This is a genomic window from Bacillus sp. FSL K6-2865 (assembly GCF_040311405.1).
Lineage (GTDB): Bacteria > Bacillota > Bacilli > Bacillales > Bacillaceae > Bacillus > Bacillus velezensis.
The window spans coordinates 3,083,925-3,107,500 of sequence record NZ_CP152036.1 but is presented as its reverse complement, the minus strand read 5'-3'; the positions used below and the strand labels follow the sequence as shown (position 1 = coordinate 3,107,500).

Below are 23,576 nucleotides of genomic sequence, written 5' to 3'. Positions count from 1 at the left end.
AGTTGGTAGAGCATCTGACTTTTAATCAGAGGGTCGAAGGTTCGAGTCCTTCATGGCTCACCATGTTTTTCTTGCGGATGTGGCGGAATTGGCAGACGCGCTAGAATCAGGCTCTAGTGTCTTTACAGACGTGGGGGTTCAAGTCCCTTCATCCGCATTGCCAAACGCGGAAGTAGTTCAGTGGTAGAACATCACCTTGCCAAGGTGGGGGTCGCGGGTTCGAATCCCGTCTTCCGCTCCAACTATACTATACCATCCATGCCGGGGTGGTGGAATTGGCAGACACACAGGACTTAAAATCCTGCGGTAGGTGACTACCGTGCCGGTTCAAGTCCGGCCCTCGGCACTTATTGTTGCGCCCGTAGCTCAATTGGATAGAGCGTTTGACTACGGATCAAAAGGTTAGGGGTTCGACTCCTCTCGGGCGCGCCATACATACTTTTGAAAACGGGAAGTAGCTCAGCTTGGTAGAGCACATGGTTTGGGACCATGGGGTCGCAGGTTCGAATCCTGTCTTCCCGACCATTTTGGGGCCTTAGCTCAGCTGGGAGAGCGCCTGCTTTGCACGCAGGAGGTCAGCGGTTCGATCCCGCTAGGCTCCACTTGATTTTGATTGTTTTTTGGCGGTGTAGCTCAGCTGGCTAGAGCGTACGGTTCATACCCGTGAGGTCGGGGGTTCGATCCCCTCCGCCGCTACCATTGGACCTTTAGCTCAGTTGGTTAGAGCAGACGGCTCATAACCGTCCGGTCGTAGGTTCGAGTCCTACAAGGTCCACCACTTATACGGAGGAATACCCAAGTCTGGCTGAAGGGATCGGTCTTGAAAACCGACAGGGGTGTCAAAGCCCGCGGGGGTTCGAATCCCTCTTCCTCCGCCATATCTAATTTAATTATCATCGCGGGGTGGAGCAGTTCGGTAGCTCGTCGGGCTCATAACCCGAAGGTCGCAGGTTCAAATCCTGCCCCCGCAACCAAAAAATGGTCCGGTAGTTCAGTTGGTTAGAATGCCTGCCTGTCACGCAGGAGGTCGCGGGTTCGAGTCCCGTCCGGACCGCCATTTATAAAAAGGCTCGGTAGCTCAGTTGGTAGAGCAACGGACTGAAAATCCGTGTGTCGGCGGTTCGATTCCGTCCCGAGCCACCATTTAATTTAATATTGTTTTGGCGGTTGTGGCGAAGTGGTTAACGCACCAGATTGTGGCTCTGGCACTCGTGGGTTCGATTCCCATCAATCGCCCCAAACAACATGCGGGTGTAGTTTAGTGGTAAAACCTCAGCCTTCCAAGCTGATGTCGTGGGTTCGATTCCCATCACCCGCTCCATTTTTATATTGTCATGGGCCTGTAGCTCAGCTGGTTAGAGCGCACGCCTGATAAGCGTGAGGTCGGTGGTTCGAGTCCACTCAGGCCCACCATGATGATTTTTCCACAGTAGCTCAGTGGTAGAGCTATCGGCTGTTAACCGATCGGTCGCAGGTTCGAATCCTGCCTGTGGAGCCATACGGAGAAGTACTCAAGTGGCTGAAGAGGCGCCCCTGCTAAGGGTGTAGGTCGTGTAAGCGGCGCGAGGGTTCAAATCCCTCCTTCTCCGCCATAAGGCCCGTTGGTCAAGCGGTTAAGACACCGCCCTTTCACGGCGGTAACACGGGTTCGAATCCCGTACGGGTCATTAAAAAAACCTTGCATAGTATGCAAGGTTTTTTTATTATGCATTCATAGCGTAAATGGTAAAAGACAGGTATGTGGCAAAAGCGCTCCATAATAAATAAGGAACCAGAAGCCAGGCTGAAGCTTTACTGTATTTACCGGCAATGAGCAACAGAATGAGTGTTGTCACAGCCACAAGCAGGCAATCGATAGATGCAGCAAGCAAATTTTTCTGTGTGAATTGAAAATAGCTGAACCCTTGATTCACGATATAATTGATGAGAAGCATCACCCAAAAAGCTTTGGATTCTTTACATGAAAACTTTGCGTATATCAAGGCTGCTGTGAGCGAAATAAGCGCAAACAAAACCGCCCATATGATGCCGATCAATGATCTGCTCGGCGTCCAGTCAGGTTTTTGCAGCGCGTCGTACCATTCCCGGTCGATGGGAAAGAGAAACCCCGCTAAAGAAAACAAGACATATGTAATGATAAATACAATAATCGCACCGATATACTTCTTTTTCATTTGTTCCCTCCGTCATTCAATGTCAATACGTTAGTTCTTTTTGGAAATATTAAACCTCTTAAAAGGTTCATGCACCATTAAGTGTATGAGTTTTCAGTGTGGAAATGCAGCAAACCATTTATTTGTATTCAAAAACCCCGGCAGGCCGGGGTTTTAATCAGCATGAAGATCGCCGAATGTCGTCATAATTCCTTCTTCGTCCAGTTCCTGTTCATATTTTTCGTGTGCTTTGCTTGGATACACGGAAATGTTTTTTCCGGTAATATCTGTCGCGATAAAGTTTTCATAATCCTCAGCATAGCCGATGTTTTCTTCCGAGTTCATTGTCATATCCCCATAGCTGAGCGGAGGATCCTCTAAATCCTGAGGCGTTTCTGAGTTTCCGTATTCCTCAACATCCTGATAAGCATCTTCACTATCGTAAGCCGCCCGGATTGATTCATCATCATCAAATTCAAACTGTCCGAACGGTGTTTCCTCTTCAATCGGCCTGTCTTTGGAAACGGCATCCTGCGAGGAATATTCCGCCAATGTCGTAGCCGTCGGCAGAGCTTCGAGTCTGTCATAAGGAATGTCCTTGCCGCTGACTTCACATGTGCCGTATGTGCCGTTTTCAATTTGTTTCAGAGAGTAATCAATGTCGCGAAGGTGCTCCCGTTCATGGTCGAGCAGAGCCAGGTCTTTTTCCCGCTCATATAATTCGGTCGCCTGATCGCCGGGATGATTGTCATAGGAAGACAATTCGCCGGATGACTGATACGGGAATTCATCAGCTAACTGAAATTGATCATTTTCTTTAAAGCGGCTTAAAATATCATGTCTGGCTTCTTCCAATTCTTTTTTTAAGTGTGTGATCTGTTCGTTTGTAAGCACATCAATCCCTCGTTTCTATGTGATGCTTACTGTTAGTATGAACGCTTTTGCGCAGAAAAATGGTGGATAAAAATAGTCATTTTCCCATGAGGAAGTAAAAGGATACAGTGATTGCCGAGAGTGGGGAAAGAAAATTCGAGTTTGTTTCTTTATTCATTTGCGCAAAAAGGTTTATAATAAGAAATGCGGGCATTTTGTCGTGCTCAAATCTGTGTGTTTGACACAAAGTCATCACAGGTGTATTGTATTAAAAGCATTTAACGGATTATGGAGGAATGTCTCATGGTGACAACGGTGCAGCATACGTTCCGAGAGGAAACAGATCATGCGTTACATAAAGCCAAACAAGTCAACCATGCTGTCTTATTGAGCTATTCAAGACGTATTACGTCTTTAGACCCTCTATCATTTTTCAAAGACGGAGCAAAAAAATATAAAGGCAAACGATTTTTTTGGTCAGAACCCGGTAGTGAATTAACAATAGTCGGTCTTGGCACAGAAGCGCTATTCCAATCGAATGAAAAAAATGGAAAGCGTTATCACGACGTTTTTGAACAATGGGAGCGCTTTAAAAAGACGGCTTTTCATATTCATGAAGAAGAAGAGGCGGCGCATACCGCGGTCGGCCCTGTCTTATTCGGCGGTTTTTCATTTAATCCCGCTGAAGAGAGAGGAGACGAATGGAACGGGTTCGAAGAAGGACTGTTCTTTATCCCCTCACTCATGCTGACAAAGACGGCAGATGGTGATTATTTAACCGTCAATCAATGGGCGGCAGACGGTAATCAGGCAGAAGATACGCTGAAACGTCTGAAATCTTTTTCGGAAGCTTTTTCAGTTTCTTCAATCGAGTATGAAGAATATCCTGTTTTAACAAAAGCGGAAGAACTTGATGTGGAAAAATGGCTTGAAGCCATTAAAACAGCAACAAATAATATGAAAGCAAATCAATATGATAAAGTCGTGCTGGCAAGGGAAGTCGTTTTGTCATATGATGGGCCTATTCCGGCGGAGAGCGTTGTCCGCAAGCTTTTGACGGACCAAACGACAAGCTATGTTTTTGCGATTGAGCAGGGAGATAAATGCTTTGTCGGCGCTTCACCGGAACGGCTGATCAAAAAATCCGGCAAAGACGTCATGTCCACCTGTCTGGCAGGTTCAATTAAGCGCGGAGAAAATCAACAAGAAGATGAGCGTCTCGGCAAAGAGCTGCTGCATGACGAAAAAAATCTCGCGGAACATGATTTTGTGGTTCAGATGATACACGATTCTTTCTTGTCGAGCTGCAGCGATGTGAAAAAGCCTGCAGGTCCGCAATTATATAAAACGAAAAGTGTTCAGCATCTATATACACCGATCACAGGCCATCTTAAAACGTCCGCTTCGCTGTTTGATTTAATTGAAAAGCTGCATCCCACACCGGCATTGGGCGGAGCTCCCCAGCAGAAAGCTGTTGAAGTTATCGCTGATATTGAACCGATGACACGTGGATGGTACGCGGCACCGATCGGCTGGATGGACGGCAGGGAAAACGGAGAATTTGTCGTGGCTATCCGATCAGGGCTGATTGAAGGCAAAAGTGCGCGGCTTTTCGCAGGCTGCGGCATTGTTGAAGATTCAGATCCGCAATCAGAATATGAAGAAACACAAATTAAACTAAAGCCGATGATCTCTGCTTTAGGAGGTGAAAGGCTTTGACAAACCCGATTACACATTATATCGGAAGTTTTATTGATGAATTCGCTCTATCGGGTGTCACCGACGCAGTTGTTTGCCCGGGATCGAGGTCAACTCCCTTGGCGGTTTTGGCGGCGGCCCACCCGGATATTCAAGTCCATATACAGATTGATGAACGATCCGCAGGTTTTTTCGCACTCGGTCTTGCAAAAGCCCGCCAGCGTCCGGTCATGCTGATTTGTACGTCAGGAACGGCGGCGGCTAACTTCTATCCGGCCGTGATTGAAGCTCATTATTCAAGAGTGCCTCTTATTGTCCTGACTGCTGACCGGCCTCATGAATTGAGGGAAGTGGGGGCGCCTCAGGCGATTAACCAGCATTTTCTGTTCGGTAACTTTGTTAAGTTTTTCACAGACTCGGCTCTGCCTGAAGAAAATCCTCAAATGCTGAGCTATATCAGAACATTGGCCGGCAGAGCCGTAAGTGAAGCCGGGAAGCGCCCGATGGGGCCAGTCCATATCAATGTGCCGCTCAGAGAGCCTTTGATGCCGGATTTATCAGCCGCACCTTTTGATAGAATGAGAAAGGGGCGGCACGTCTCAGTCACAACAGGGATTCAGTCAGCTGATCAAGATTCTCTCTATCATATTACAGAGCGTCTTGCGGGTACCGAAAGAGGTATGATCGTCTGCGGCGAAATTCACGGTGAAGCAGAAAAGCAGCAAATCATCGCGCTTGCCGAGATGCTTCAGTTCCCGATTTTAGCTGACCCGCTTTCAAACCTCAGAAACGGGGAGCATGATAAGACGCTGATTATTGATGCTTATGACTCGTTTTTAAAAGATGAAGAAATAAAAGAGGCGCTGCGCCCGGACGCTGTGATCCGCTTCGGCCCGATGCCGGTTTCCAAACCGCTCTTTTTATGGCTCAGAGATGATCCTGCCATTGAGCAGTTTATCGTCGATGAAGACGGAGGATGGAGAGATCCCACCCAGGCCGGCGCGCATATGATTCATTGCCATCCGTCTGTGTTTTTGGAAGCGGTCCGTTCAGCTGAAACCGGAAAACGGCCGTCCGGATGGCTTGAGAAATGGCAGTTTGTCAATGAGCGGTTCCGGAGTCATTTACAGGCCGCGAGCATGGATGATTTATCATTTGAAGGAAATGTATATCGACAGCTTCAGCACCTTGTCCCTGAAGGCAGTTCGATTTTTGTCGGCAACAGCATGCCGATTCGCGACGTGGATACGTTCTTTGAAAAACAAGATCGTTCCTTCCGTGTTTATGCCAACCGCGGCGCTAACGGAATTGACGGAGTTGTCTCCTCGGCTATGGGACTGTGTGAAGGTACAAAAGCTCCTGTCACGCTTGTCATTGGAGATTTATCGTTTTACCATGATTTAAACGGGCTGTTAGCGGCTAAAAAACTTGGAATTCCGCTTACGGTTATTTTAATAAACAATGATGGCGGCGGGATTTTCTCGTTTTTGCCGCAGGCATCTGATAAGACTCATTTTGAAGAACTGTTCGGTACGCCGACGGGCCTTGATTTCCGGCATGCCGCCGCACTGTACGGCGGGACGTATACTTGCCCTGAGACATGGGAAGCATTTAAGGATGCGTATCAGCCGCAGGCGGACAAGCCCGGACTTCATATAATCGAGCTGAAAACAGATCGGACATCAAGAGTTCAATTCCATCGCGATCTGCTGCAGGCCGCAGTGCGGGAAGTGAAAAAAGAATGGAAACTGTAACAGTTAAAACGGCCGACGGTGTATGCTATCGTGCTGCTGATAGCGGACACGAATCATCTGAAGCTATTGTTTGTCTGCATGGATTTACGGGCAGCAAAGAATCATGGATGTTTTTACGCGGAATGTTTCCCGGCGAACGAATGGTGATGATTGACTGCCTGGGTCACGGGGAGACAGACGCGCCTGTGCAAGCGGCAAGGTACAGTGCGAGCCGGCAGGTTGCGGACCTTGCCGCCGTTTTTGATCAATTAAAACTTCACAAAGTGAAACTTATTGGTTATTCTATGGGGGGAAGACTTGCGTATTCCTTTGCACAGGCATTTCCGCATCGGTTGTCAGCGCTTGTTTTGGAAAGTACAACCCCGGGCCTCAGCACGCTTCAGGAACGCAAAAAGCGGATTCAGTCAGACCGGAAGCTTGCTGACTTTATATTGCAGGAAGGTATAACATCGTTTGTCGATTATTGGGAGGGCATTCCGTTGTTTGCCACGCAGCTTTCTCTGCCGGACAGCATAAAGGCGTCCATCCGTGCCGGCAGGCTGAAAAATAATCCGTCCGGACTTGCAGGCAGCCTGCTCGGAATGGGGACGGGCTCACAGCCTTCCTGGTGGGAGGCATTACACCGCATCAAAGCGCCCGTTCTGCTCATATGCGGAGAATGGGATGAAAAGTTTTGCGTTATTAATCAAAAGGTGCATAACCTGCTCCCATCAAGTAAAATAGAGGTTGTCAAAAAGGCGGGGCACACGGTACATGTGGAACAGCCGCGAATTTTTGGTAAGATAGTAAGTGAGTTTTTATACGGCTTATAAAGCATAAAGAAAATAGCTTTTCGGCCGGACTCAGGCAAAAATGAAGGAGGTCATATCAATGGCTGCAGAATGGAAAAGTGAACGTCAGTACGATGAAATCCTGTACGAGACGTATAACGGTATTGCAAAAATAACAATTAACCGCCCGGAGGTACATAACGCATTTACTCCTAAGACGGTATCAGAAATGATTGACGCGTTTGCTCGTGCGCGTGATGACTCCAATATTGGTGTCATCGTTCTAGCGGGAGCGGGAGATAAAGCATTCTGTTCAGGCGGAGACCAAAAAGTCCGCGGTCACGGCGGATATGTCGGAGACGATCAGATCCCGCGTCTGAATGTGCTTGATCTTCAGCGTTTGATCCGTGTTATTCCTAAACCGGTCGTAGCGATGGTATCAGGCTATGCCATCGGCGGAGGCCATGTGCTTCATATCGTCTGTGATTTAACGATTGCGGCCGATAACGCGATTTTCGGTCAAACCGGACCGAAAGTGGGAAGCTTTGATGCCGGTTACGGCTCAGGTTACTTGGCGCGTATCGTCGGACATAAGAAAGCCCGTGAAATCTGGTACCTGTGCCGTCAATACAACGCGCAGGAAGCGCTCGACATGGGGCTTGTCAATACGGTTGTCCCATTAGAGAAACTTGAAGAGGAAACAATTAAATGGTGTGAAGAAATGCTTGAGAAAAGCCCTACAGCCCTTCGTTTCCTTAAAGCGGCATTTAACGCAGATACAGACGGCCTCGCCGGAATTCAGCAATTTGCAGGAGATGCAACGCTTCTTTATTACACGACTGACGAAGCGAAAGAAGGCCGCGATTCCTTTAAAGAGAAACGCAGTCCCGATTTCGGTCAATTCCCTCGTTTTCCGTGATCAGATGACACTACGAAACAGCTTGAGCCGCTCTGGTCCAAGCTGTTTTCTTTTCAAAAACAGTACTTTTACCTCGGAGATGATAACATGCTGACAGAACAGCCGAATTGGCTCATTCAAAGGGCTCAGCTGACACCAGAGAGAATCGCTCTCATATTTGAAAACAAACAGATGACATTCAGAGAATTATATCATGCTTCTAAACAAATGGCCGCGCGGCTGTCCAAATACTGCTCGCTTAAAAAAGGAGACCGGGCCGCGATTTTGCTTTCTAACAGACCGGAAATGGTTTATGCCGTTCACGCCTGCTTTTTATTAGGGGCGGAAGCTGTGCTGTTGAATACGAAGCTCTCAAAACAGGAACGGTTGTTTCAGCTCGAAGATTCACAGGCAAAGCTTTTATTGACGGAGGACGGTTTTTGCCGCGAAGATTATGAATCTGCGGTCGCCGCAGCGGACGTGGACGAGCTGCAGGCTGAAGAGGCGGGAGACATTGAACCTGAAGCTTATGTAACGCTTGATGATACGGCGACTCTTATGTATACGTCAGGAACAACGGGAAGGCCGAAGGGGGTGCAGCAGACTTTCGGTAATCATTATTCCAGTGCTGTATCGTCTGCGCTGAATCTGGGGGTCACGGAGCGGGACCGCTGGCTTATTGCGCTGCCGCTGTTTCATATCAGCGGTCTGTCTGCGCTGTTTAAGTCGGTCATTTACGGCATGCCTGTCGTGCTTCATCAAAAATTTTCTGTCACTGATGTGCTGGACAGCATCAGCTCCCATCAGGTCACGATCATTTCAGCGGTGCAGACCATGCTTTCGGGCCTGCTTGCGGAAACTGAACAATGTCCTGAATCACTGCGCTGCATTCTGCTTGGCGGGGGTCCGGCACCGCTGCCGCTCCTTGAAGAATGCCGCAGGAAACAATTTCCGGTATTCCAATCTTACGGCTTGACTGAAACCTGCTCACAGATTGTCACGCTTTCTCCGGAATTCAGCATGGACAAGCTCGGCTCGGCCGGTAAACCGCTGTTTTCATGCGAAATTAGAATTGAAAAAGACGGAAACCCTTGTGCGCCGTTTGAACACGGTGAAATTACGGTGAAAGGCCCGAATGTAATGAAAGGGTATTATCATCGTGACGACGCGAACCAGGCCGCTTTTCATAATGGATGGTTTAAAACGGGCGATCTTGGCTATTTGGATGATGAAGGGTTTTTATACGTGCTGGACAGGCGGTCGGACCTCATTATTTCAGGCGGAGAAAACATCTACCCGGCAGAAGTGGAAGCGGCGCTGCTTGCCCATCCGGCTGTAGCGGAGGCCGGTGTTTCGGGAGCCGAAGATCCGAAATGGGGGAAAGTGCCGCATGCTTTTCTCGTACTGACTTCTTCTGTCAGTTCTGAGGAGCTGACCGCCTTTTGCCGTGAGCGGCTTGCTAAATATAAAATACCGGTTGCTTTTTTCAAGGTTGACGGGCTCCCGCGGAACGCGTCCAATAAACTGATGAGGCATCGGCTGAATGAGCTTCGTAAAGGAGAATTGTCATGATTAAGATTGAAAAAATCACCCTTTATCATGTAAGTATGAGGCTGAAAAAACCGTTTAAAACAAGTATTGAAACGCTGCAGGATCGTAAATTTTTGATCGTGGAAGCGATCGATGAAACCGGGAGAACCGGCTGGGGGGAGGTATCGGCGTTTTCTTCTCCGTGGTATACAGAAGAAACGATTCAGACATGCGCGCATATGCTGAGAGATTTTTTCATCCCAAATGTCGTAGGCCGCGAGTTTTTCCATCCGTCAGAAGTGCCTGACAGTCTCGCGCGTTTCAAAGGAAACCGCATGGCAAAAGCGGGGCTTGAATCAGCCGTGTGGGATCTATATGCCAAGAAAAAGGGGATATCTCTCGCAGAAGCCTTAGGGGGCAAAAGAGATAAAGTGCCCGCCGGCGTGGCGGTGGGTCTGGCTTCGGCTGATGAGATGCTTCGGGAAATTGAGCAATACGTAAAAGAAGGTTATCAACGTATAAAAATAAAAATTCAGCCCGGCCATGACGTTGATCTGGTCAGATCCATCCGCAGCCGTTTTCCGAACGTACCGCTGATGGCGGATGCCAACTCGGCATATGAACTGAAAGACATCAGCAGGCTGAAAGAGTTGGATGAATTCCAGCTCATGATGATAGAACAGCCGCTTCAGGCAGATGATATTGTCGATCACCGCCACCTGCAGAAACATTTAAGAACCGCGGTATGCCTTGATGAAAGCATATGCTCATATGATGACGCAAGGCGGGCGATTGAGCTTGGGAGCTGTAAAATCATTAACATAAAACCGGCGCGTATAGGAGGCCTGACAGAGGCTTTAAAAATACATGACTTATGCAGAGAGCATCACATGCCGGTTTGGTGCGGCGGAATGTTTGAAACCGGCATTTCGAGAGCGCAGACAGTCGCGCTTGCTTCGCTGCCGCAATTTACGATACCGGGTGATATTTCCTCATCAGACCGATACTGGGAGGAGGATATTGTCACTCCCGACATCCGTATCGAAGAAGGGTTCATCTCTGTTCCGGACGGTCCCGGACTGGGTGTCGAAGTCAATCAGGAAATAATGAGAAAATACGTCACCCAAATGGACGTTTTTACGACAAACAACTGATAAAAAGACATTTCAGCGAGTTGAGCTGCCTGTATGCTGCTGTTATATTGAAACTGTTCATCATCACCCCTTCCCCCGTTTGAACCGGCTGTATCAGCCGGTTTTTTTAATGAGCGGACACTTGACAAATGTGAGTGTGTGCGATAATTTTGCACAGAGGAAACTTTTTGTCCTGTATCAATCATTTGTTCTTAAATATAAAGAATTGTCATAAGACTGACATCAACATCACATTTAAAAGAGAACGGGACAAAGGAAAGGGGACGGATATGAAAAAAAGCAGTGTAATGGCGTCTGTGCTGATGGTTTGTTTTGCATTGTCTTCATGCAGCTCTGAATCTTCAGGCGGACAAAAAGGAAAGCTCACGATTACGGCTACCACTTCTCAGGTGGCTGACGCCGCTGAACATATCGGCGGAGACCATGTTGAAGTGACGTCACTGATGGGGCCTGGAGTCGATCCGCATCTTTATAAAGCATCACAAGGAGATACGAAAAAATTAACGGAGGCGGATGTTGTTTTATACAGCGGACTTCACTTAGAGGGGAAAATGGAGCATATGTTAACGAAAATCAGCAGGCAAAAGCCGTCCGCAGCAGTGGTTGAATCAATACCGAAGGAGAAATTGATTCCAGCGGGTGAGAATATGTATGATCCGCATGTATGGTTCAGCATTCCGTTATGGCTGTATGCCGTTGACGAAATCGAAGCGCAATTAAAAAAAGCAAAACCCGAATATGCAGACGACTTTACCAAAAACGCTCAAGAGTATAAAGAGAATTTGAAATCTTTAGATAAAAAATCGAGAGAAAAAATCGGGACAATTCCCGAAAAAAGCCGTGTACTAGTTACGGCACATGATGCCTTTGCGTATTTTGGCAAGGAATACGGATTTGAGGTCAGAGGACTTCAAGGGCTGAGCACGGACTCTGATTACGGACTGAAAGATGTTCAAAAACTTGTCAGTCTGCTTGCGGATAAGGAAATTAAAGCTGTGTTTACGGAAAGCAGCGTATCGAAAAAGTCAATAAACGCGGTTGTTGAGGGCGCCAAAGAAAAAGGTCATGATGTTTCGGTCGGCGGCTGGCTGTATTCAGATGCCATGGGCGAAAAGGGGACAAAAGAGGGCACGTACGCCGGTATGTTCGCCCATAACATAGATACGATTGTCAGCTCATTAAAATAAACAGGAAGGGAGAGAATGACGTGTATCCTGTCAGCATTGAAAATGTGACGGTAGCCTATCACAAAAAACCGGTCCTGCAGAACGTCACCATGCAGGTGCCGGAAGGAAAACTGATCGGGATTATCGGGCCGAACGGAGCCGGAAAATCAACGTTGATAAAAGCTGTTTTAGGATTAACGCCAAGCGCCTCCGGAACGGTCTCTATTTATGGGAAATCATCAGAAAAGGAGCGGAAGAGGATCGGCTATGTTCCGCAGCGCGGTTCTGTGGATTGGGATTTTCCGACAAGCGCTCTGGATGTCGTTTTAATGGGAAGATATGGGCATATCGGCTGGTGCAGGCGTCCGAAAAAACGTGATATTGATTTTGCTGAAACCTGTTTGGATAAGGTCGGTATGCTTGAATATGCCAAAAGGCAGATCAGCCAGCTTTCAGGAGGCCAGCAGCAGCGGGTTTTTCTGGCCCGGGCTTTATGTCAGGATGCGGATATATACTTTATGGATGAACCGTTTGTGGGAGTTGACGCCGCTACGGAGCGGGCGATTATCACGCTGTTGACGGAATTAAAACAAAAAGGAAAAACCGTGCTCGTCGTCCATCATGACCTGCAGACGGCAAAGGAGTATTTTGATTGGATGCTGCTGCTGAACATGAGAAAGATTGCTTTCGGACCGACTGAACACGTGTTTACAATCGAAAATTTACAAAAAACGTACGGAGGAAGGCTGGCATTTTTGAAAGATCACCTCCTGGCCGAAGGGGGAACGGGCTGATGGCGCTGCATCATATATGGCTTCAGCTTCAGGAACCGAATACCCAATGGGTGTTGGCGGGAACTTTGCTTCTCGGCATGGCAAGCGGCGTGTTGGGAAGCTTTGTGCTTCTCAGGAGGCAGAGTCTGATCGGCGACGCCATGGCTCATTCGGCTTTGCCCGGAGTATGTCTTGCGTTTCTCATTGCCGGAGAAAAGACGATGCTGTTCTTCTTGATCGGAGCGGCTGCCGCGGGGCTTGCGGGGACTTGGTGCATCCAGAACATCACGGAGCACTCAAAAACGAAGGAGGATTCTGCGATCGGCATCGTATTGTCCGTGTTTTTCGGGATCGGCATTATTCTTCTGACCTATATTCAAAGACTCGGTTCCGGAAGCCAAAGCGGGCTTGATTCTTTTTTATTCGGTCAGGCGGCGTCACTCGTTAAACAGGACATTGTCATCATCGGAGTCATTTCTGCCGTGCTGCTTTTGTTGTGCGCCGTCTTTTTTAAGGAATTTAAATTGATCACATTTGATATGGCATTTGCGAAAGGGGCGGGACTGCCTGTCAGGTTTCTGAACGGACTGCTGGTTTTTTTAATTGTTTGTGCGGTTGTGATCGGGCTGCAGACGGTCGGTGTCATCTTAATGGCGGCCATGCTTATTACGCCGGCGATCGCCGCAAGGTATTGGACGGAGCGTTTAACGGTCATGATCGTGCTGTCCGGATTAATCGGCGGGTTATCCGGTGTGGCGGGAACACTTTTAAGTACGACGACGGACGGTATGGCGACCGGGCCGTTAATTATTTTAAGCGCGGCTTCCGTTTTTCTGTTTTCTCTATTATTCGCTCCGGGCCGCGGGCTGGTGTCAAAGACGGTTAAACTTTTCCGGCTGAGAAAAAAGACCGCTTTTGAACAAACGCTCTCAGCTATTTACGAGATGAGCGAACAAACGAATGAAACCTCAGTCACCGGGCAGATGTTGAAAAAAGAGTGGGAGCGCCCTATCAGGAAACTGGAGAAAAAGGGATACCTCAAGCACAGCGGAGCCGAACAATGGCGGATGACGGACGCAGGGCTGACGAAGGGATACGAAATTGTCTTATCACAGCGCATGTATGAAGTTTACCTCATGCATGAAACAGAACTGGCCGGTATAGAAACGGCCGCCAGGGACGAGTTTCATCCGGATCTTCTGCCGAAAGAACTGAAAGAAAAGCTTTTGCAGCTTTTACGATTGCACGGGCGAATGCCGAACCAATCACTTCAAAAGGAGAAAGGAGGCGCTTACAATGAGTTATGAAGCGTGGATTATCGCAACGGGAATCTTAGTCGGGGTGAGCTGCGCGTTAATCGGCACTTTTCTTGTGCTGAGAAACATGGCGATGCTTGCTGACGCGATCAGCCACACGGTGCTGCTCGGAATTGTCGGCGCTTTCCTTGTGACGGGAGCCCTTAACGGAATTCCGATGTTTATCGGAGCTGCGGCATCTGGGCTGCTGACGGCTTTTTTCGTACAGTTTCTGCACAGTAAAGGCGTTCAGTCTGACGCGGCTATCGGTGTCGTCTTTACGTCATTGTTTGCGGTCGGCGTCATTCTGCTGTCTGTATACGGCAAACATGTACATCTTGATATAGAACATTCGCTTATGGGAGAAATTGCTTTCGTTCCGTGGAATACAGCTCAGCTGTTCGGCTTCGATATCGGCCCTAAAGCGTTTTGGATGATTTTATCTGTGCTCATCATCAATGTGCTGCTGATTGTCTGCTGCTATAAAGAATTTAAAATCGCCGCCTTTGACCCGGAAATGGCGATAGCCATCGGCATTCCTGTCCTGGTCATTCATTATGTGCAGATGGGTATGCTGTCGCTTACGACGGTTGCTTCTTTTGATTCAGTGGGAGCGGTTTTAGTCGTTGCGATGCTGATTGTACCGCCTGCAGCCGCCTATTTACTGACAAACCGTCTTTCTTCCATGCTTTTCATCAGCGCGGGTATCGGCGGGGTGTCAGCCGTATTGGGATATGGGGCCGCCACATGGCTCAACGTGTCAATTTCAGGTGCGATGGCTGCGATGACCGGCGTGTTTTTTCTGCTGGCCTTTCTGTTTTCCCCGGCTCAGGGGCTGATTTCAAAAAGGCTTGCGGCGCGGAAATGAAAAAGAGCTGTATAAAACAGCTCTTTTCTTTTATAAATCATGCGGTTTAAAGGTTTTGCAATCCGTTTCTTCACTTTTTTCAGCGGTTTCGCCTGTATGGCTGACCACATAAATCGCGTCGGCCGTGCATTTGTTTCCTCTGCCCCAATATGAACAGTTATTGACTTCACACAGAATTTTTTGGTCCATGCTGGCTCCCCTCCAAGATAAAAGGTACGCCATTAGTATGAGCCGCCCTGATTTTTGTTATTCCTCCTGGCGGATATAACGTCTGTCTTTCATAAAGAGCTTCCAGAAGAAATAAAACCCGGGAAACAAAATGATGAAAGCGACGATATACGTCATAAACAGCGCCCTGAAGGTGGCCGGCTCCGTAAATCCTGACATGACCGTAATATCAGGATAAATCATATAAGGAAGATGCGCCCGTCCGTATGCATAGCTTGCCAGAAAGTATTGAAGCGCAATGGCGATCATGGCGATTCTTGGTTTGCCGAGGTTGCGGCCGAAGCGTTTATTCGGCAAAAACAGGGCCGCGCCGGCAATGAAAAACATGATAACAGACAGGATAAGCCATGTCTTGTCTTTCATCATCCCCGTATACAGCCAGCCGGCTTCGTTGCGTAATGTCAGCATAATGAAGAAGGCAAATAGAAGCGAAAGCGGCCCTGTTAGTAAAGAACTCCGTCTGTAGATGCGGTACGCATGCTCCTCTTCCGCAACATTTGAAAAATCGGCCAGAAGCAGTGAAGATAAAAATAAAGTGCTTAAAATGGCAAAGCCGATAAACGCATACGCATTAAGGCTTGTAAAGACATTTGCCAAATTCAGTTGATACACTCCGCCCGTCTTCTCAATAAATCCTCCGTGTGTGACCGGAAGGACCAAAATCAGCACAGCGGGAATAATGAAGCCCGAAATTCCGGAGATATATCTCATGATTTTTCTTTCCTTCGCCGTATTGGAGAAGACGAGAAAGCCGCTGCGGATGGCTAAAAGCAGCAAAATAAGACTCCCCGGGATCAATAAAACGGTTCCCAGCACGAAGGTTGCCCCTGGAAAGAAGCTGAATAGGGCGACAACGATTGCGACGATAAAGACGTTGGTCACTTCCCATGTCGGGGACAAATAACGGTTGGCGATGTTTGTCGCCTTTGTTTGTTCTTTATTTAAATAAATCATCGACCAAAAGCCGGCTCCGAAGTCCATCGTTGCCATGACCGCGTAGATAAACACGAAGCCCCATACGATTGATATCGCAATGAGAGCATCCATGGTAATGTCCATTTTAATTCAGCCCTTTCTATAGTTAGGATTCCGCCGCTTTTACATCCTCCTCAACGGGATGTTTGCGGAAATAATAAAGCAGCACATAAATGACTGCGGCTGCCAAAATGGCGTAAACGACCGTAAACAGGATGAACAGCAAACCGATTGAACCGGTTGTCGTGACGACATCAGACGTTTTCAAGAGATGGTAAATCACCCATGGCTGCCGCCCCGTACAAGCGAATATCCACCCGAATTCAATTCCGATCAGACTGAGCGGTCCTGCGGTTAAAAATAAAATCAAAAGCCAAGTCGGAAAGCTGTCTTTCTTTAAAATTTTTCTCCACACGATGCCGATGATTGAGTACAAAATGAGCAGCATTCCGATGCCGACCATTCCGTTAAACAGTGTATGGATGAATAAAGGCGGCCACTCGTCTTTCGGAAACGCGTTCAATCCTTTGACGACGGTATCAAAGCTGTTTGCGGCCAAAAAGCTTAAAGCCCACGGCACCTCTATCGCCCATTTTACTTTTTCTTCTTTTGCATCAGTAAAACCCCCGATCGCAAGCGGAGCGTGTGATCTAGTTTCAAAGAGCCCTTCTGCGCCCGCAAGCTTCTCAGGCTGGTATTCGTAAAGAAGCTGGGCTGACTCGTGACCGTTTAAAGAGGCAAGAATGGAAAAGATTCCGCCGATCGTTAAGGCGAGCAGCAGCGCTTTTCGGTGAAAGCGGTATACCTGCTCCTGTTTTCTCGTTCTCAGCATTTTATAAGCCGCAACTGACGCAACGATAAATGCCCCGGTCATGAAAGCCGTCAGAACGACATGGCCCGCGGTGGTGAAAAAGCTTGGATTAAAAAACGCTGCCCAAGGTTCGACGTCAGTGATTTTGCCGTTTGAAATTTTAAAGCCGGCCGGCGTTCCTTCAAATGCGTGAACATTTGTGATTAAGACGGCGGATGCCGCGGCGCCGATCAAAACGAAAATAACGGCAATGATACGCATCGCCGGAGTCAGCCGGTCAGCGGCGTAGACATAAATGGACATAAACAGCGCTTCGATAAAGAAAGCATAAATTTCAATCTGAAACGGGAGTGACATCACCCTGCCGATGACTTCCATGAATCCGGGCCACAAAAGGGCAAGCTGTGTACCCGCGATCGTTCCGGTCGGTATCGCCACGCCGAGCAGAACAGCCTGCGCCTTCGTCCACCTTTTCGCCATAATGGCATAATGCGGATCTTTTGTTTTTTGATAAATCAATTCAGCCATTAAAATCATCAGAGGCAAGCCGACACCAAGCGTCGCAAAAATAATATGAAAGCCCATGGTTGTCCCGAACAGGCTTCTGGCTAATACTAAATCATCCACGATCATAAACCGCCTTTCTAAATTACCGTTTTATGTAATGTGGTTATATTATTTGCTGAAGCGATTAGATTATTCTTCCGATTCCATATATGTGCAGGGTTTAGAAACCAAGGGATCAGGGCATATATGATTGACAAGCGGGTATTTAAGGTTTAAAATAAAACGTAATTATTACGATTTGAGAAAGGGAGATCAGCATGAAAAAAGATATTCATCCGGATAACCATCAAGTGATTTTTCAAGATGTGAACAGCGGCTATCGCTTTTTAAGCCATTCTACGAAAACGTCAGAGGAAACGGCAGAGTGGGAAGACGGAAAGACATACCCGCTGATTAAAGTAGAGGTCAGCTCAGATACGCATCCGTTTTATACAGGCCGCCAAAAATTCAACGAAAAAGGCGGGAGAGTCGAACAGTTCAACAAAAAATACAATATGGGGAAATAAGACAAGCCCAATGGGGTTTGTCTTATTTATTGAGCACTTTGTCATCTCGTGCGGGGAGTGACGAAATGACCCGTCTTATGTTATATTGTGAATAAAAAAGCAGAAAGGAAACACCAAGATGAGTCTTCTAAACGATATCATGCAATTTAATGAGCAGTTCACTAAAAACAAAGATTATGAAAAATACCAAACATCTAAATTCCCGGATAAAAAAATGGCGATTTTGTCCTGTATGGACACACGTCTTGTAGAATTGCTTCCGCATGCGATGAACATGCGAAACGGCGATGTGAAAATTATTAAAAGTGCCGGCGCGCTTGTCGCCCACCCGTTCGGAAGTATCATGCGCAGCCTTTTAGTGGCCGTATACGAATTAAACGCCGATGAAGTCTGCGTTATCGGCCACCATGATTGCGGCATGAGCAAAATCAACAGCGAGGATATGCTCGATAAAATTATCGACCGCGGTATTCCGAAAGAGCGGATTGACATGCTGAAGCACTCAGGAGTTGATCTTGATCAATGGCTGAAAAGCTTTGATTCAGTAGAAGCGAGTGTTACAGACAGCGTAAACGTCATTAAACACCATCCGCTATTCCCTGACAATGTGCCGGTGCACGGTCTGGTGATTGATCCTGAAACCGGTAAACTTGATCTGGTGATCGACGGCTACCAGCATATGGACTAATGTTTTTCTTTTTTGTCCGGTACGGGATCAACACCGCCCGGATGAAAAGGGTGGCACTTTAAAATCCGCTTCAGTGTCAGCCATCCGCCTTTTAATGCGCCGTGAGTCTTGACGGCTTCGATTCCGTACTGCGAACACGTCGGATAAAAGCGGCATGACGGCGGCGTCAGCGGAGAGATGAACTTCTGGTATCCGCGGATTAAAGCAATCATTATGGTTTTCATCAAAAAACCACCTTTCTGATGCTAGTATAGAAAAAAAATTTCAGATTGAAAAGCTTCCGCCACAATTCTTATCGGAAAACTGTGTTATAATGGATGCATATTCTGAAAAAAAGGGAGTGCCATTATGCCTTCAGTAGAAAGTTTTGAGCTTGACCATAATGCGGTTGTGGCTCCGTATGTAAGACATTGCGGAGTGCATAAAGTCGGAACAGACGGCGTCGTGAATAAGTTTGACATTCGCTTCTGCCAGCCGAACAAACAGGCGATGAAGCCGGATACGATTCATACGCTTGAGCACTTGCTTGCGTTTACGATTCGCACACATTCTGAGAAATACGATCACTTCGACATCATAGATATCTCACCGATGGGCTGCCAGACAGGCTATTATCTTGTTGTCAGCGGCGAGCCGACAGCGGAAGAAATTGTAGACCTGCTTGACGCTACGCTGAAAGAAGCCATCGATATTACGGAGATTCCGGCGGCCAACGAAAAACAGTGCGGCCAGGCGAAACTTCATGACTTAGAAGGCGCGAAACGCCTGATGCGTTTCTGGCTGTCACAAGATAAAGAAGATTTGCTGAAAGTGTTCGGATAAAAAACAGGCCTTTTTGCTGACATGCAAAAAGGCTTTTTTACATATTTCTAAAAAATGTCACACCTTATGTGTAAGCGTTTGCTAAAATAGAAGCAAACATAAAGGAGTGATGGGATGAAACGGGCTGTATTGGCAGGTATGTGCGGTATGGTATTTCTATTATCTTCCTGCGGGGGCAATTCGGACAAAACCTCCGCGGATGAAGAGCCTAAAGCGCTTGAGGTCAAGCTTACAGGACCGGAAACGACTGCACCGCATGAAAAAGCGGAATACAAGGCGGAAGTTTTTTACGGCGGCAAGCGTGTCACGGATGCGGATGAAGTCATGTTTGAAGTATGGAAAGAAGGAAAAAAAGGCAGCAGCAAAACAAGCAAGGCCAAGGAGGAAAAAGGGGCGTATCACCTGCGGACTGAATTTGATGAAGAGGGTGTGTATACCGTTCAATCCCACGTAACGGCAAAACAGCAGCATAATATGCCGACTGTAAAAGTGCGTGTCGGGGGTGCTGAAGCTGCCGATGATTCCTCCGGCCATGAGGAACAGACGCATCATCATTAAGGATTTTTTTTATCCGTCAAGCCTTTTGATGCGTCCTCCGGCGGGTCAATCGTATGTTTTACATTATAAGCTCTTACAGTCGACCAGATGGATAAAAGCAGCACGGCGAGCACGATAAGAAAGCCGAAGCTCAGAAGAAGCAGCATGAAATCCCTCCTTTTTAACAAATCATAACATATTTTCCATTCGTAAAATCAAGGGCTAAAAATTTATGTTTTAACACACGATATATAGGGTATATCAATAGTAAACCAAAGGAGGAAGATAGGCATGTCAGAAAAACTATTGGATGCAGTCAATAAGCAAGTTGCAAACTGGACGGTCATGTATGTGAAATTACATAACTATCATTGGTACGTCAAAGGGAAGGACTTTTTCACATTGCATGAAAAGTTCGAGGAGCTGTATAACGAAACGGCTACATATATTGATGATCTGGCAGAACGTCTGCTGGCATTAAACGGCAAGCCGATCGGCACAATGACGGAATCATTGAAGACAGCGTCTGTAAAAGAAGCGGAAGGCAATGAGAGCGCAGAACAAATGGTACAGAACATTTATGATGATTTCACTGTCATTGCGGAAGAGCTGAAAAGCGGCATGGATCTCGCAGATGAGGTAGGAGACGAAACGACCGGTGATATGCTGCTTGCCATTCACCAGAATATCGAAAAACATAACTGGATGCTGAAAGCGTATTTAGGATAAATCAACAAGGGAAGACCGGGGCTATAAAGCACTCGGTCTTTTATTTGGCTGCCGAAGAGAGGTGTTGTCCATTTTTCTGAAAAATCCAGTCCGTTCCATTCACTTTTCATAGAATAATGTAAGGCCGTTTCTGTGAAAGGATGTTGGATCAAGTGGGCAAAGACTTTGGCATCTTTTCGTTTTTTGCAGTGATCGTGTCGGCAGCGGGTTTTTTCTTCGGAGGTTTTCAGTATTCGTTTCTGATTTTGCTATCGGTCATGGCGATTGAGTTTATCAGTACAAGCTTAAAAGAATCTCTTTTGCAGCAGCTGAGCGCAAGAAAGCTTTTTGCGCGGCTGGTCAAAAAAATCGTGACCCTGGCATTAGTCTCAGTTTGCCATTTTTTTGACCAGCTGCTTCATACCGAAGGCGCCATCCGTAATTTGGCTATCATGTTTTATATCTTATACGAATCGGTTCAGATCGTGATTACGGCAAGCTCGCTGGGCATACCGGTTCCGCAGGTGCTCGTCGACCTATTGGATACTTTGAAAAATAAATTCAAGCGCAAACCGTAACATTTGCTTCAAAGGAGGCTATACTAGCGGGTATGATGGTTTTCCTCTGAATTTTTGATAAAGGGCTTCCGAACAAACGCAACTGTGGTATGATGTATGGAAGATATGAAGGAACGGATTAGAGGGATAAACATGTACGAGTTTAAAGACTATTATCAGAACACTGTTCAGCTCTCCTTTGAGCACCAGCCTTTTTCAGACAGCCCGAAGCACGTGTGGGTCATATGCCGATATGGAGATAAGTGGCTTTTGACTGAGCACGAAGACCGGGGGTTTGAATTTCCGGGCGGAAAAGTGGAGCCGATGGAATGTGCGGAGGAAGCGGCCCTGCGCGAGGTGAAAGAAGAAACCGGCGCCGCGGTAAGACATCTGAAGTACGTCGGACAGTATAAAGTTCTCGGCAGGGAAAAGGTAATCGTGAAGAATATTTATTTTGCCGATATTGAAAAGCTTGAACAACAGGCTGACTATTTTGAAACAAAGGGGCCGGTGCTGTTCAGCGAACTGCCGGAGAATCTCCCGCGAAATAAAAGATTCAGTTTCATTATGAAAGATTCGGTGCTTCCGATCAGTCTGAAAAAGCTGAAAGAGGACGGCGTATTTCAATCATAAAAACGAAGACCCGGCGTTTACGCACGGGTCTTTTTTAAATTTTTCCTTTCGTCCATTTTCTTTCTAACAGTTCGACTCCCTGATACATCAATGTCGCAAAAATTGCGATGATCAGAAGGCTTAAGAACACAAGAGTGAAATTGAAGACCTGGAATCCGTAAATGATCATGTAGCCCAGACCTTTTTCGGAAACGAGAAACTCGCCGACGATGACACCGACCCAGGATAAACCGACGTTCACTTTAAGCGCGGAAATAATCGCGGGAGCGCATGCCGGCAGAATGACTTCTTTAAACATGATGCTTCTTTTCGCTCCGAAGGTTTTCATCACCTTAATATAGTTTTCATCCACTTCCTGAAAAGCCGTAAAGACGACGATTGTCGTGATAATGACACTGATGACTGCTCCCATGGCGACAATGCTTGTGAAATTCGGTCCGAGTGCCACGATGAGAATCGGTCCGAGTGCGACCTTCGGCATCGCGTTTAAAATGACGAGGTACGGGTCTAAAACCCGGGCGAGCCTGTTTGACCACCATAACAGAGCGGCGAGGCATGTGCCGAGGAGCGTGCCGAGCAAAAAGCCGAGAACGGTTTCTCCTAAGGTTACGCCGATGTGCGCCGCAAGGGATCCGTCCGCAATCTTTTCAACTAAAAGCCTGCAAACGGCGGAGGGTGAGCTGAAGATTAACGGATCGATCCAGCCCGCCCTGCTCGATATTTCCCATCCGGCAAAAAATACGATAAAAATGGCGGCCTGATACGCACGGATCCGGAGCTTTTCTTTTTGGTGTCTTTTCTTAAACTGCTGATGAAGCTGTTCAATCGTGCCGCTGCTGTTTTTCAAGGGAATTCAGCTCCTTCCATATGGTTTGAAACAGCGGCTGAAAGGCCGGATCCTGACGCGCGTCAAACGGATCTAAAGCCGCGAGCTCCTTAGGCACGGTGAATATTTGGTGGATGGTGCCCGGCTGATTCGAAAATAAATAGATCGTATCGCTCATGGCGATGGCTTCACCGATATCGTGGGTGACGAGCACGGCGGTTTTTTGAAAATCCTTTAATGTTCTGAAGACAAGGTTTTCCAAGGAAAGCTTCGTTTGAAAGTCCAGCGCGGAAAACGGTTCATCAAGGAGCAGCAGTCCCGGGTCCGGCGCAAGAGTTCTGGCAAGTGCCGCCCGCTGCCGCATCCCGCCTGACAGCTCTTTCGGGTATTTCTTTTCAACGCCGATTAATCCGAGCTTAGGCAGAAGGCTGAGAACTTCAGCTCTTTTTTCTTCTGTTAATGTTTTTGAAATGTGTAAACCGAGCAGCACATTTTCCTCAATTGATTTCCAAGGAAATAAATAATCCTGCTGAAGCATATAACCGATTTGGTGTTCTTTATGGTTCGGCACACTTCCTTCAATCAGCACCCGGCCTTGCGCAGGAGTAATAAGGCCGGCCAGAATGGACAGGAGTGTTGTTTTTCCGCATCCGCTCGGTCCGAGAAAGGAGATGAAATCCCCTTTTTCAATCTGAAAATGTATATCTTTCACGGCGGTTGTCTTTTCTTTCAGCGAGAAATAAGTATGTGTTACATGATCCACATGTAAAAAAGACATTCATGTTC

26 protein-coding genes and 19 tRNA genes (1 of these 45 only partly in view) are annotated in these 23,576 nt (G+C 47.3%); 36 read left to right on the top strand and 9 right to left on the bottom strand.

The window, feature by feature from the left end:
• The 19 genes from NYE42_RS15375 to NYE42_RS15285 all read left to right on the top strand — a co-directional run.
• Nucleotides 1–63: transfer RNA gene (locus NYE42_RS15375), tRNA-Lys, on the top strand; it begins 13 nt to the left of the window's first position.
• 10 nt (nt 64–73) lie between these two features.
• Nucleotides 74–157: transfer RNA gene (locus NYE42_RS15370), tRNA-Leu, on the top strand.
• Between the two features lie 9 nt (nt 158–166).
• Nucleotides 167–241 (top strand) — tRNA-Gly (locus tag NYE42_RS15365).
• Between the two features lie 19 nt (nt 242–260).
• Nucleotides 261–346 (top strand) — tRNA-Leu (locus NYE42_RS15360).
• 9 nt (nt 347–355) lie between these two features.
• Nucleotides 356–432: transfer RNA gene (locus tag NYE42_RS15355), tRNA-Arg, on the top strand.
• 16 nt (nt 433–448) lie between these two features.
• Nucleotides 449–525 (top strand) — tRNA-Pro (locus NYE42_RS15350).
• Between the two features lie 4 nt (nt 526–529).
• Nucleotides 530–602: transfer RNA gene (locus NYE42_RS15345), tRNA-Ala, on the top strand.
• 20 nt (nt 603–622) lie between these two features.
• Nucleotides 623–699, top strand: a tRNA-Met gene (locus NYE42_RS15340).
• A gap of 2 nt (nt 700–701) precedes the next feature.
• Nucleotides 702–778, top strand: a tRNA-Ile gene (locus tag NYE42_RS15335).
• Between the two features lie 7 nt (nt 779–785).
• Nucleotides 786–878 (top strand) — tRNA-Ser (locus NYE42_RS15330).
• A 19-nt stretch (nt 879–897) separates the two neighbouring features.
• Nucleotides 898–974 (top strand) — tRNA-Met (locus NYE42_RS15325).
• Between the two features lie 6 nt (nt 975–980).
• Nucleotides 981–1,057, top strand: a tRNA-Asp gene (locus NYE42_RS15320).
• Nucleotides 1,058–1,067: 10 nt separating this feature from the next.
• Nucleotides 1,068–1,143: transfer RNA gene (locus NYE42_RS15315), tRNA-Phe, on the top strand.
• Nucleotides 1,144–1,163: 20 nt separating this feature from the next.
• A tRNA-His gene (locus NYE42_RS15310) sits at nt 1,164–1,239 on the top strand.
• A gap of 8 nt (nt 1,240–1,247) precedes the next feature.
• Nucleotides 1,248–1,321 (top strand) — tRNA-Gly (locus NYE42_RS15305).
• Between the two features lie 15 nt (nt 1,322–1,336).
• Nucleotides 1,337–1,413, top strand: a tRNA-Ile gene (locus NYE42_RS15300).
• A 10-nt stretch (nt 1,414–1,423) separates the two neighbouring features.
• A tRNA-Asn gene (locus NYE42_RS15295) sits at nt 1,424–1,498 on the top strand.
• Between the two features lie 3 nt (nt 1,499–1,501).
• Nucleotides 1,502–1,592, top strand: a tRNA-Ser gene (locus NYE42_RS15290).
• 3 nt (nt 1,593–1,595) lie between these two features.
• Nucleotides 1,596–1,667: transfer RNA gene (locus tag NYE42_RS15285), tRNA-Glu, on the top strand.
• Nucleotides 1,668–1,703: 36 nt separating this feature from the next.
• Here the strand turns inward: NYE42_RS15285 and NYE42_RS15280 are convergent.
• Complete coding sequence (locus NYE42_RS15280) at nt 1,704–2,174, bottom strand: tryptophan-rich sensory protein (protein WP_144665069.1); 471 nt, start codon at nt 2,172–2,174, stop codon at nt 1,704–1,706.
• Between the two features lie 153 nt (nt 2,175–2,327).
• Complete coding sequence (locus tag NYE42_RS15275) at nt 2,328–3,047, bottom strand: TraR/DksA C4-type zinc finger protein (protein ID WP_015418067.1); 720 nt, start codon at nt 3,045–3,047, stop codon at nt 2,328–2,330.
• 282 nt (nt 3,048–3,329) lie between these two features.
• Between NYE42_RS15275 and NYE42_RS15270 the strand changes: the two genes are divergently transcribed.
• The 10 genes from NYE42_RS15270 to NYE42_RS15225 all read left to right on the top strand — a co-directional run bounded on the left by NYE42_RS15270 (nt 3,330) and on the right by NYE42_RS15225 (nt 14,932).
• Entirely contained in the window at nt 3,330–4,745 is a 1,416-nt protein-coding gene (locus NYE42_RS15270; RefSeq protein ID WP_352426573.1) for an isochorismate synthase MenF, read from the top strand.
• Complete coding sequence (menD, locus tag NYE42_RS15265) at nt 4,742–6,478, top strand: 2-succinyl-5-enolpyruvyl-6-hydroxy-3-cyclohexene-1-carboxylic-acid synthase (RefSeq protein WP_352426572.1); 1,737 nt, start codon at nt 4,742–4,744, stop codon at nt 6,476–6,478. Before NYE42_RS15270 ends, menD begins: the two co-directional genes overlap by 4 nt.
• Entirely contained in the window at nt 6,466–7,290 is an 825-nt protein-coding gene (gene menH / locus NYE42_RS15260) for a 2-succinyl-6-hydroxy-2,4-cyclohexadiene-1-carboxylate synthase (protein WP_352426571.1), read from the top strand. The genes menD and menH overlap by 13 nt, the downstream gene beginning before the upstream one ends.
• Nucleotides 7,291–7,348: 58 nt before the next feature.
• Nucleotides 7,349–8,167, top strand: coding sequence for a 1,4-dihydroxy-2-naphthoyl-CoA synthase (menB, locus tag NYE42_RS15255; protein ID WP_007408846.1), 819 nt, complete (start codon nt 7,349–7,351; stop codon nt 8,165–8,167).
• Between the two features lie 87 nt (nt 8,168–8,254).
• Nucleotides 8,255–9,718, top strand: a complete 1,464-nt coding sequence (locus NYE42_RS15250; protein ID WP_352426570.1) for an o-succinylbenzoate--CoA ligase — start codon at nt 8,255–8,257, stop codon at nt 9,716–9,718.
• Nucleotides 9,715–10,830: an o-succinylbenzoate synthase gene (menC, locus tag NYE42_RS15245; protein ID WP_241457638.1), complete on the top strand. Its 1,116-nt coding sequence runs from the start codon at nt 9,715–9,717 to the stop codon at nt 10,828–10,830. Before NYE42_RS15250 ends, menC begins: the two co-directional genes overlap by 4 nt.
• A 269-nt stretch (nt 10,831–11,099) precedes the next feature.
• Nucleotides 11,100–12,017 carry a zinc ABC transporter substrate-binding protein gene (locus tag NYE42_RS15240; RefSeq protein WP_144665066.1) on the top strand — a complete coding sequence of 306 codons (918 nt, stop codon included), beginning with the start codon at nt 11,100–11,102 and terminating at the stop codon, nt 12,015–12,017.
• 20 nt (nt 12,018–12,037) lie between these two features.
• On the top strand, nt 12,038–12,790 hold the full coding sequence (locus NYE42_RS15235; RefSeq protein ID WP_053284962.1) for a metal ABC transporter ATP-binding protein: 753 nt from the start codon (nt 12,038–12,040) through the stop codon (nt 12,788–12,790).
• Entirely contained in the window at nt 12,790–14,076 is a 1,287-nt protein-coding gene (locus NYE42_RS15230) for an iron chelate uptake ABC transporter family permease subunit (protein WP_352426569.1), read from the top strand. The genes NYE42_RS15235 and NYE42_RS15230 overlap by 1 nt, the downstream gene beginning before the upstream one ends.
• Nucleotides 14,066–14,932, top strand: coding sequence for a metal ABC transporter permease (locus NYE42_RS15225; protein ID WP_144665064.1), 867 nt, complete (start codon nt 14,066–14,068; stop codon nt 14,930–14,932). Before NYE42_RS15230 ends, NYE42_RS15225 begins: the two co-directional genes overlap by 11 nt.
• 30 nt (nt 14,933–14,962) lie before the next feature.
• Here NYE42_RS15225 and NYE42_RS15220 read toward each other — a convergent pair whose 3' ends face one another.
• Genes NYE42_RS15220 through NYE42_RS15210 form a run of 3 tightly spaced genes read right to left on the bottom strand, consistent with a single transcriptional unit; the run spans nt 14,963 to nt 17,573 of the window.
• A complete protein-coding gene (locus NYE42_RS15220) occupies nt 14,963–15,121 on the bottom strand; it encodes a DUF1540 domain-containing protein (protein WP_007408842.1) in 159 nt (52 codons plus the stop codon).
• A gap of 57 nt (nt 15,122–15,178) precedes the next feature.
• Nucleotides 15,179–16,219, bottom strand: coding sequence for a cytochrome d ubiquinol oxidase subunit II (locus NYE42_RS15215; protein WP_342497037.1), 1,041 nt, complete (start codon nt 16,217–16,219; stop codon nt 15,179–15,181).
• A 22-nt stretch (nt 16,220–16,241) separates the two neighbouring features.
• Nucleotides 16,242–17,573 (bottom strand): cytochrome ubiquinol oxidase subunit I, encoded by a 1,332-nt coding sequence (locus NYE42_RS15210; protein WP_227051564.1) that lies wholly within the window; start codon nt 17,571–17,573, stop codon nt 16,242–16,244.
• A gap of 197 nt (nt 17,574–17,770) precedes the next feature.
• Between NYE42_RS15210 and NYE42_RS15205 the strand changes: the two genes are divergently transcribed.
• A complete protein-coding gene (locus NYE42_RS15205) occupies nt 17,771–18,019 on the top strand; it encodes a type B 50S ribosomal protein L31 (protein WP_003152229.1) in 249 nt (82 codons plus the stop codon).
• A 118-nt stretch (nt 18,020–18,137) separates the two neighbouring features.
• A complete protein-coding gene (locus tag NYE42_RS15200; protein ID WP_003152233.1) occupies nt 18,138–18,707 on the top strand; it encodes a carbonic anhydrase in 570 nt (189 codons plus the stop codon).
• On the opposite strand, the gene yidD is transcribed toward NYE42_RS15200, so the two are convergent.
• Nucleotides 18,704–18,931, bottom strand: coding sequence for a membrane protein insertion efficiency factor YidD (gene yidD / locus NYE42_RS15195; protein WP_007613292.1), 228 nt, complete (start codon nt 18,929–18,931; stop codon nt 18,704–18,706). The genes NYE42_RS15200 and yidD overlap by 4 nt on opposite strands.
• A gap of 124 nt (nt 18,932–19,055) precedes the next feature.
• Here yidD and NYE42_RS15190 point away from each other — a divergent pair, with 124 nt between their 5' ends.
• On the top strand, nt 19,056–19,529 hold the full coding sequence (locus NYE42_RS15190) for an S-ribosylhomocysteine lyase (protein WP_003152237.1): 474 nt from the start codon (nt 19,056–19,058) through the stop codon (nt 19,527–19,529).
• Between the two features lie 114 nt (nt 19,530–19,643).
• Entirely contained in the window at nt 19,644–20,087 is a 444-nt protein-coding gene (locus NYE42_RS15185; RefSeq protein WP_020954287.1) for a FixH family protein, read from the top strand.
• Here NYE42_RS15185 and ytzI read toward each other — a convergent pair.
• Nucleotides 20,084–20,233: a YtzI protein gene (ytzI, locus tag NYE42_RS15180; RefSeq protein ID WP_007408836.1), complete on the bottom strand. Its 150-nt coding sequence runs from the start codon at nt 20,231–20,233 to the stop codon at nt 20,084–20,086. The genes NYE42_RS15185 and ytzI overlap by 4 nt on opposite strands.
• Nucleotides 20,234–20,357: 124 nt before the next feature.
• Between ytzI and NYE42_RS15175 the strand changes: the two genes are divergently transcribed.
• The 3 genes from NYE42_RS15175 to ytkD all read left to right on the top strand — a co-directional run bounded on the left by NYE42_RS15175 (nt 20,358) and on the right by ytkD (nt 21,964).
• On the top strand, nt 20,358–20,795 hold the full coding sequence (locus NYE42_RS15175) for a Dps family protein (protein ID WP_007408835.1): 438 nt from the start codon (nt 20,358–20,360) through the stop codon (nt 20,793–20,795).
• A 152-nt stretch (nt 20,796–20,947) separates the two neighbouring features.
• Nucleotides 20,948–21,352 carry a holin family protein gene (locus tag NYE42_RS15170; protein ID WP_007408834.1) on the top strand — a complete coding sequence of 135 codons (405 nt, stop codon included), beginning with the start codon at nt 20,948–20,950 and terminating at the stop codon, nt 21,350–21,352.
• A gap of 132 nt (nt 21,353–21,484) precedes the next feature.
• The gene (ytkD, locus tag NYE42_RS15165; protein ID WP_144665063.1) at nt 21,485–21,964 is read left to right on the top strand and encodes an RNA deprotection pyrophosphohydrolase; all 480 of its coding nucleotides are present in this window, start codon (nt 21,485–21,487) and stop codon (nt 21,962–21,964) included.
• Nucleotides 21,965–21,998: 34 nt separating this feature from the next.
• Here the strand turns inward: ytkD and NYE42_RS15160 are convergent, their stop codons facing one another.
• Nucleotides 21,999–22,811 carry an ABC transporter permease gene (locus NYE42_RS15160; protein WP_014418698.1) on the bottom strand — a complete coding sequence of 271 codons (813 nt, stop codon included), beginning with the start codon at nt 22,809–22,811 and terminating at the stop codon, nt 21,999–22,001.
• On the bottom strand, nt 22,786–23,568 hold the full coding sequence (locus NYE42_RS15155) for an ABC transporter ATP-binding protein (protein ID WP_003152246.1): 783 nt from the start codon (nt 23,566–23,568) through the stop codon (nt 22,786–22,788). Before NYE42_RS15155 ends, NYE42_RS15160 begins: the two co-directional genes overlap by 26 nt.
• Nucleotides 23,569–23,576: the final 8 nt, after the last annotated feature.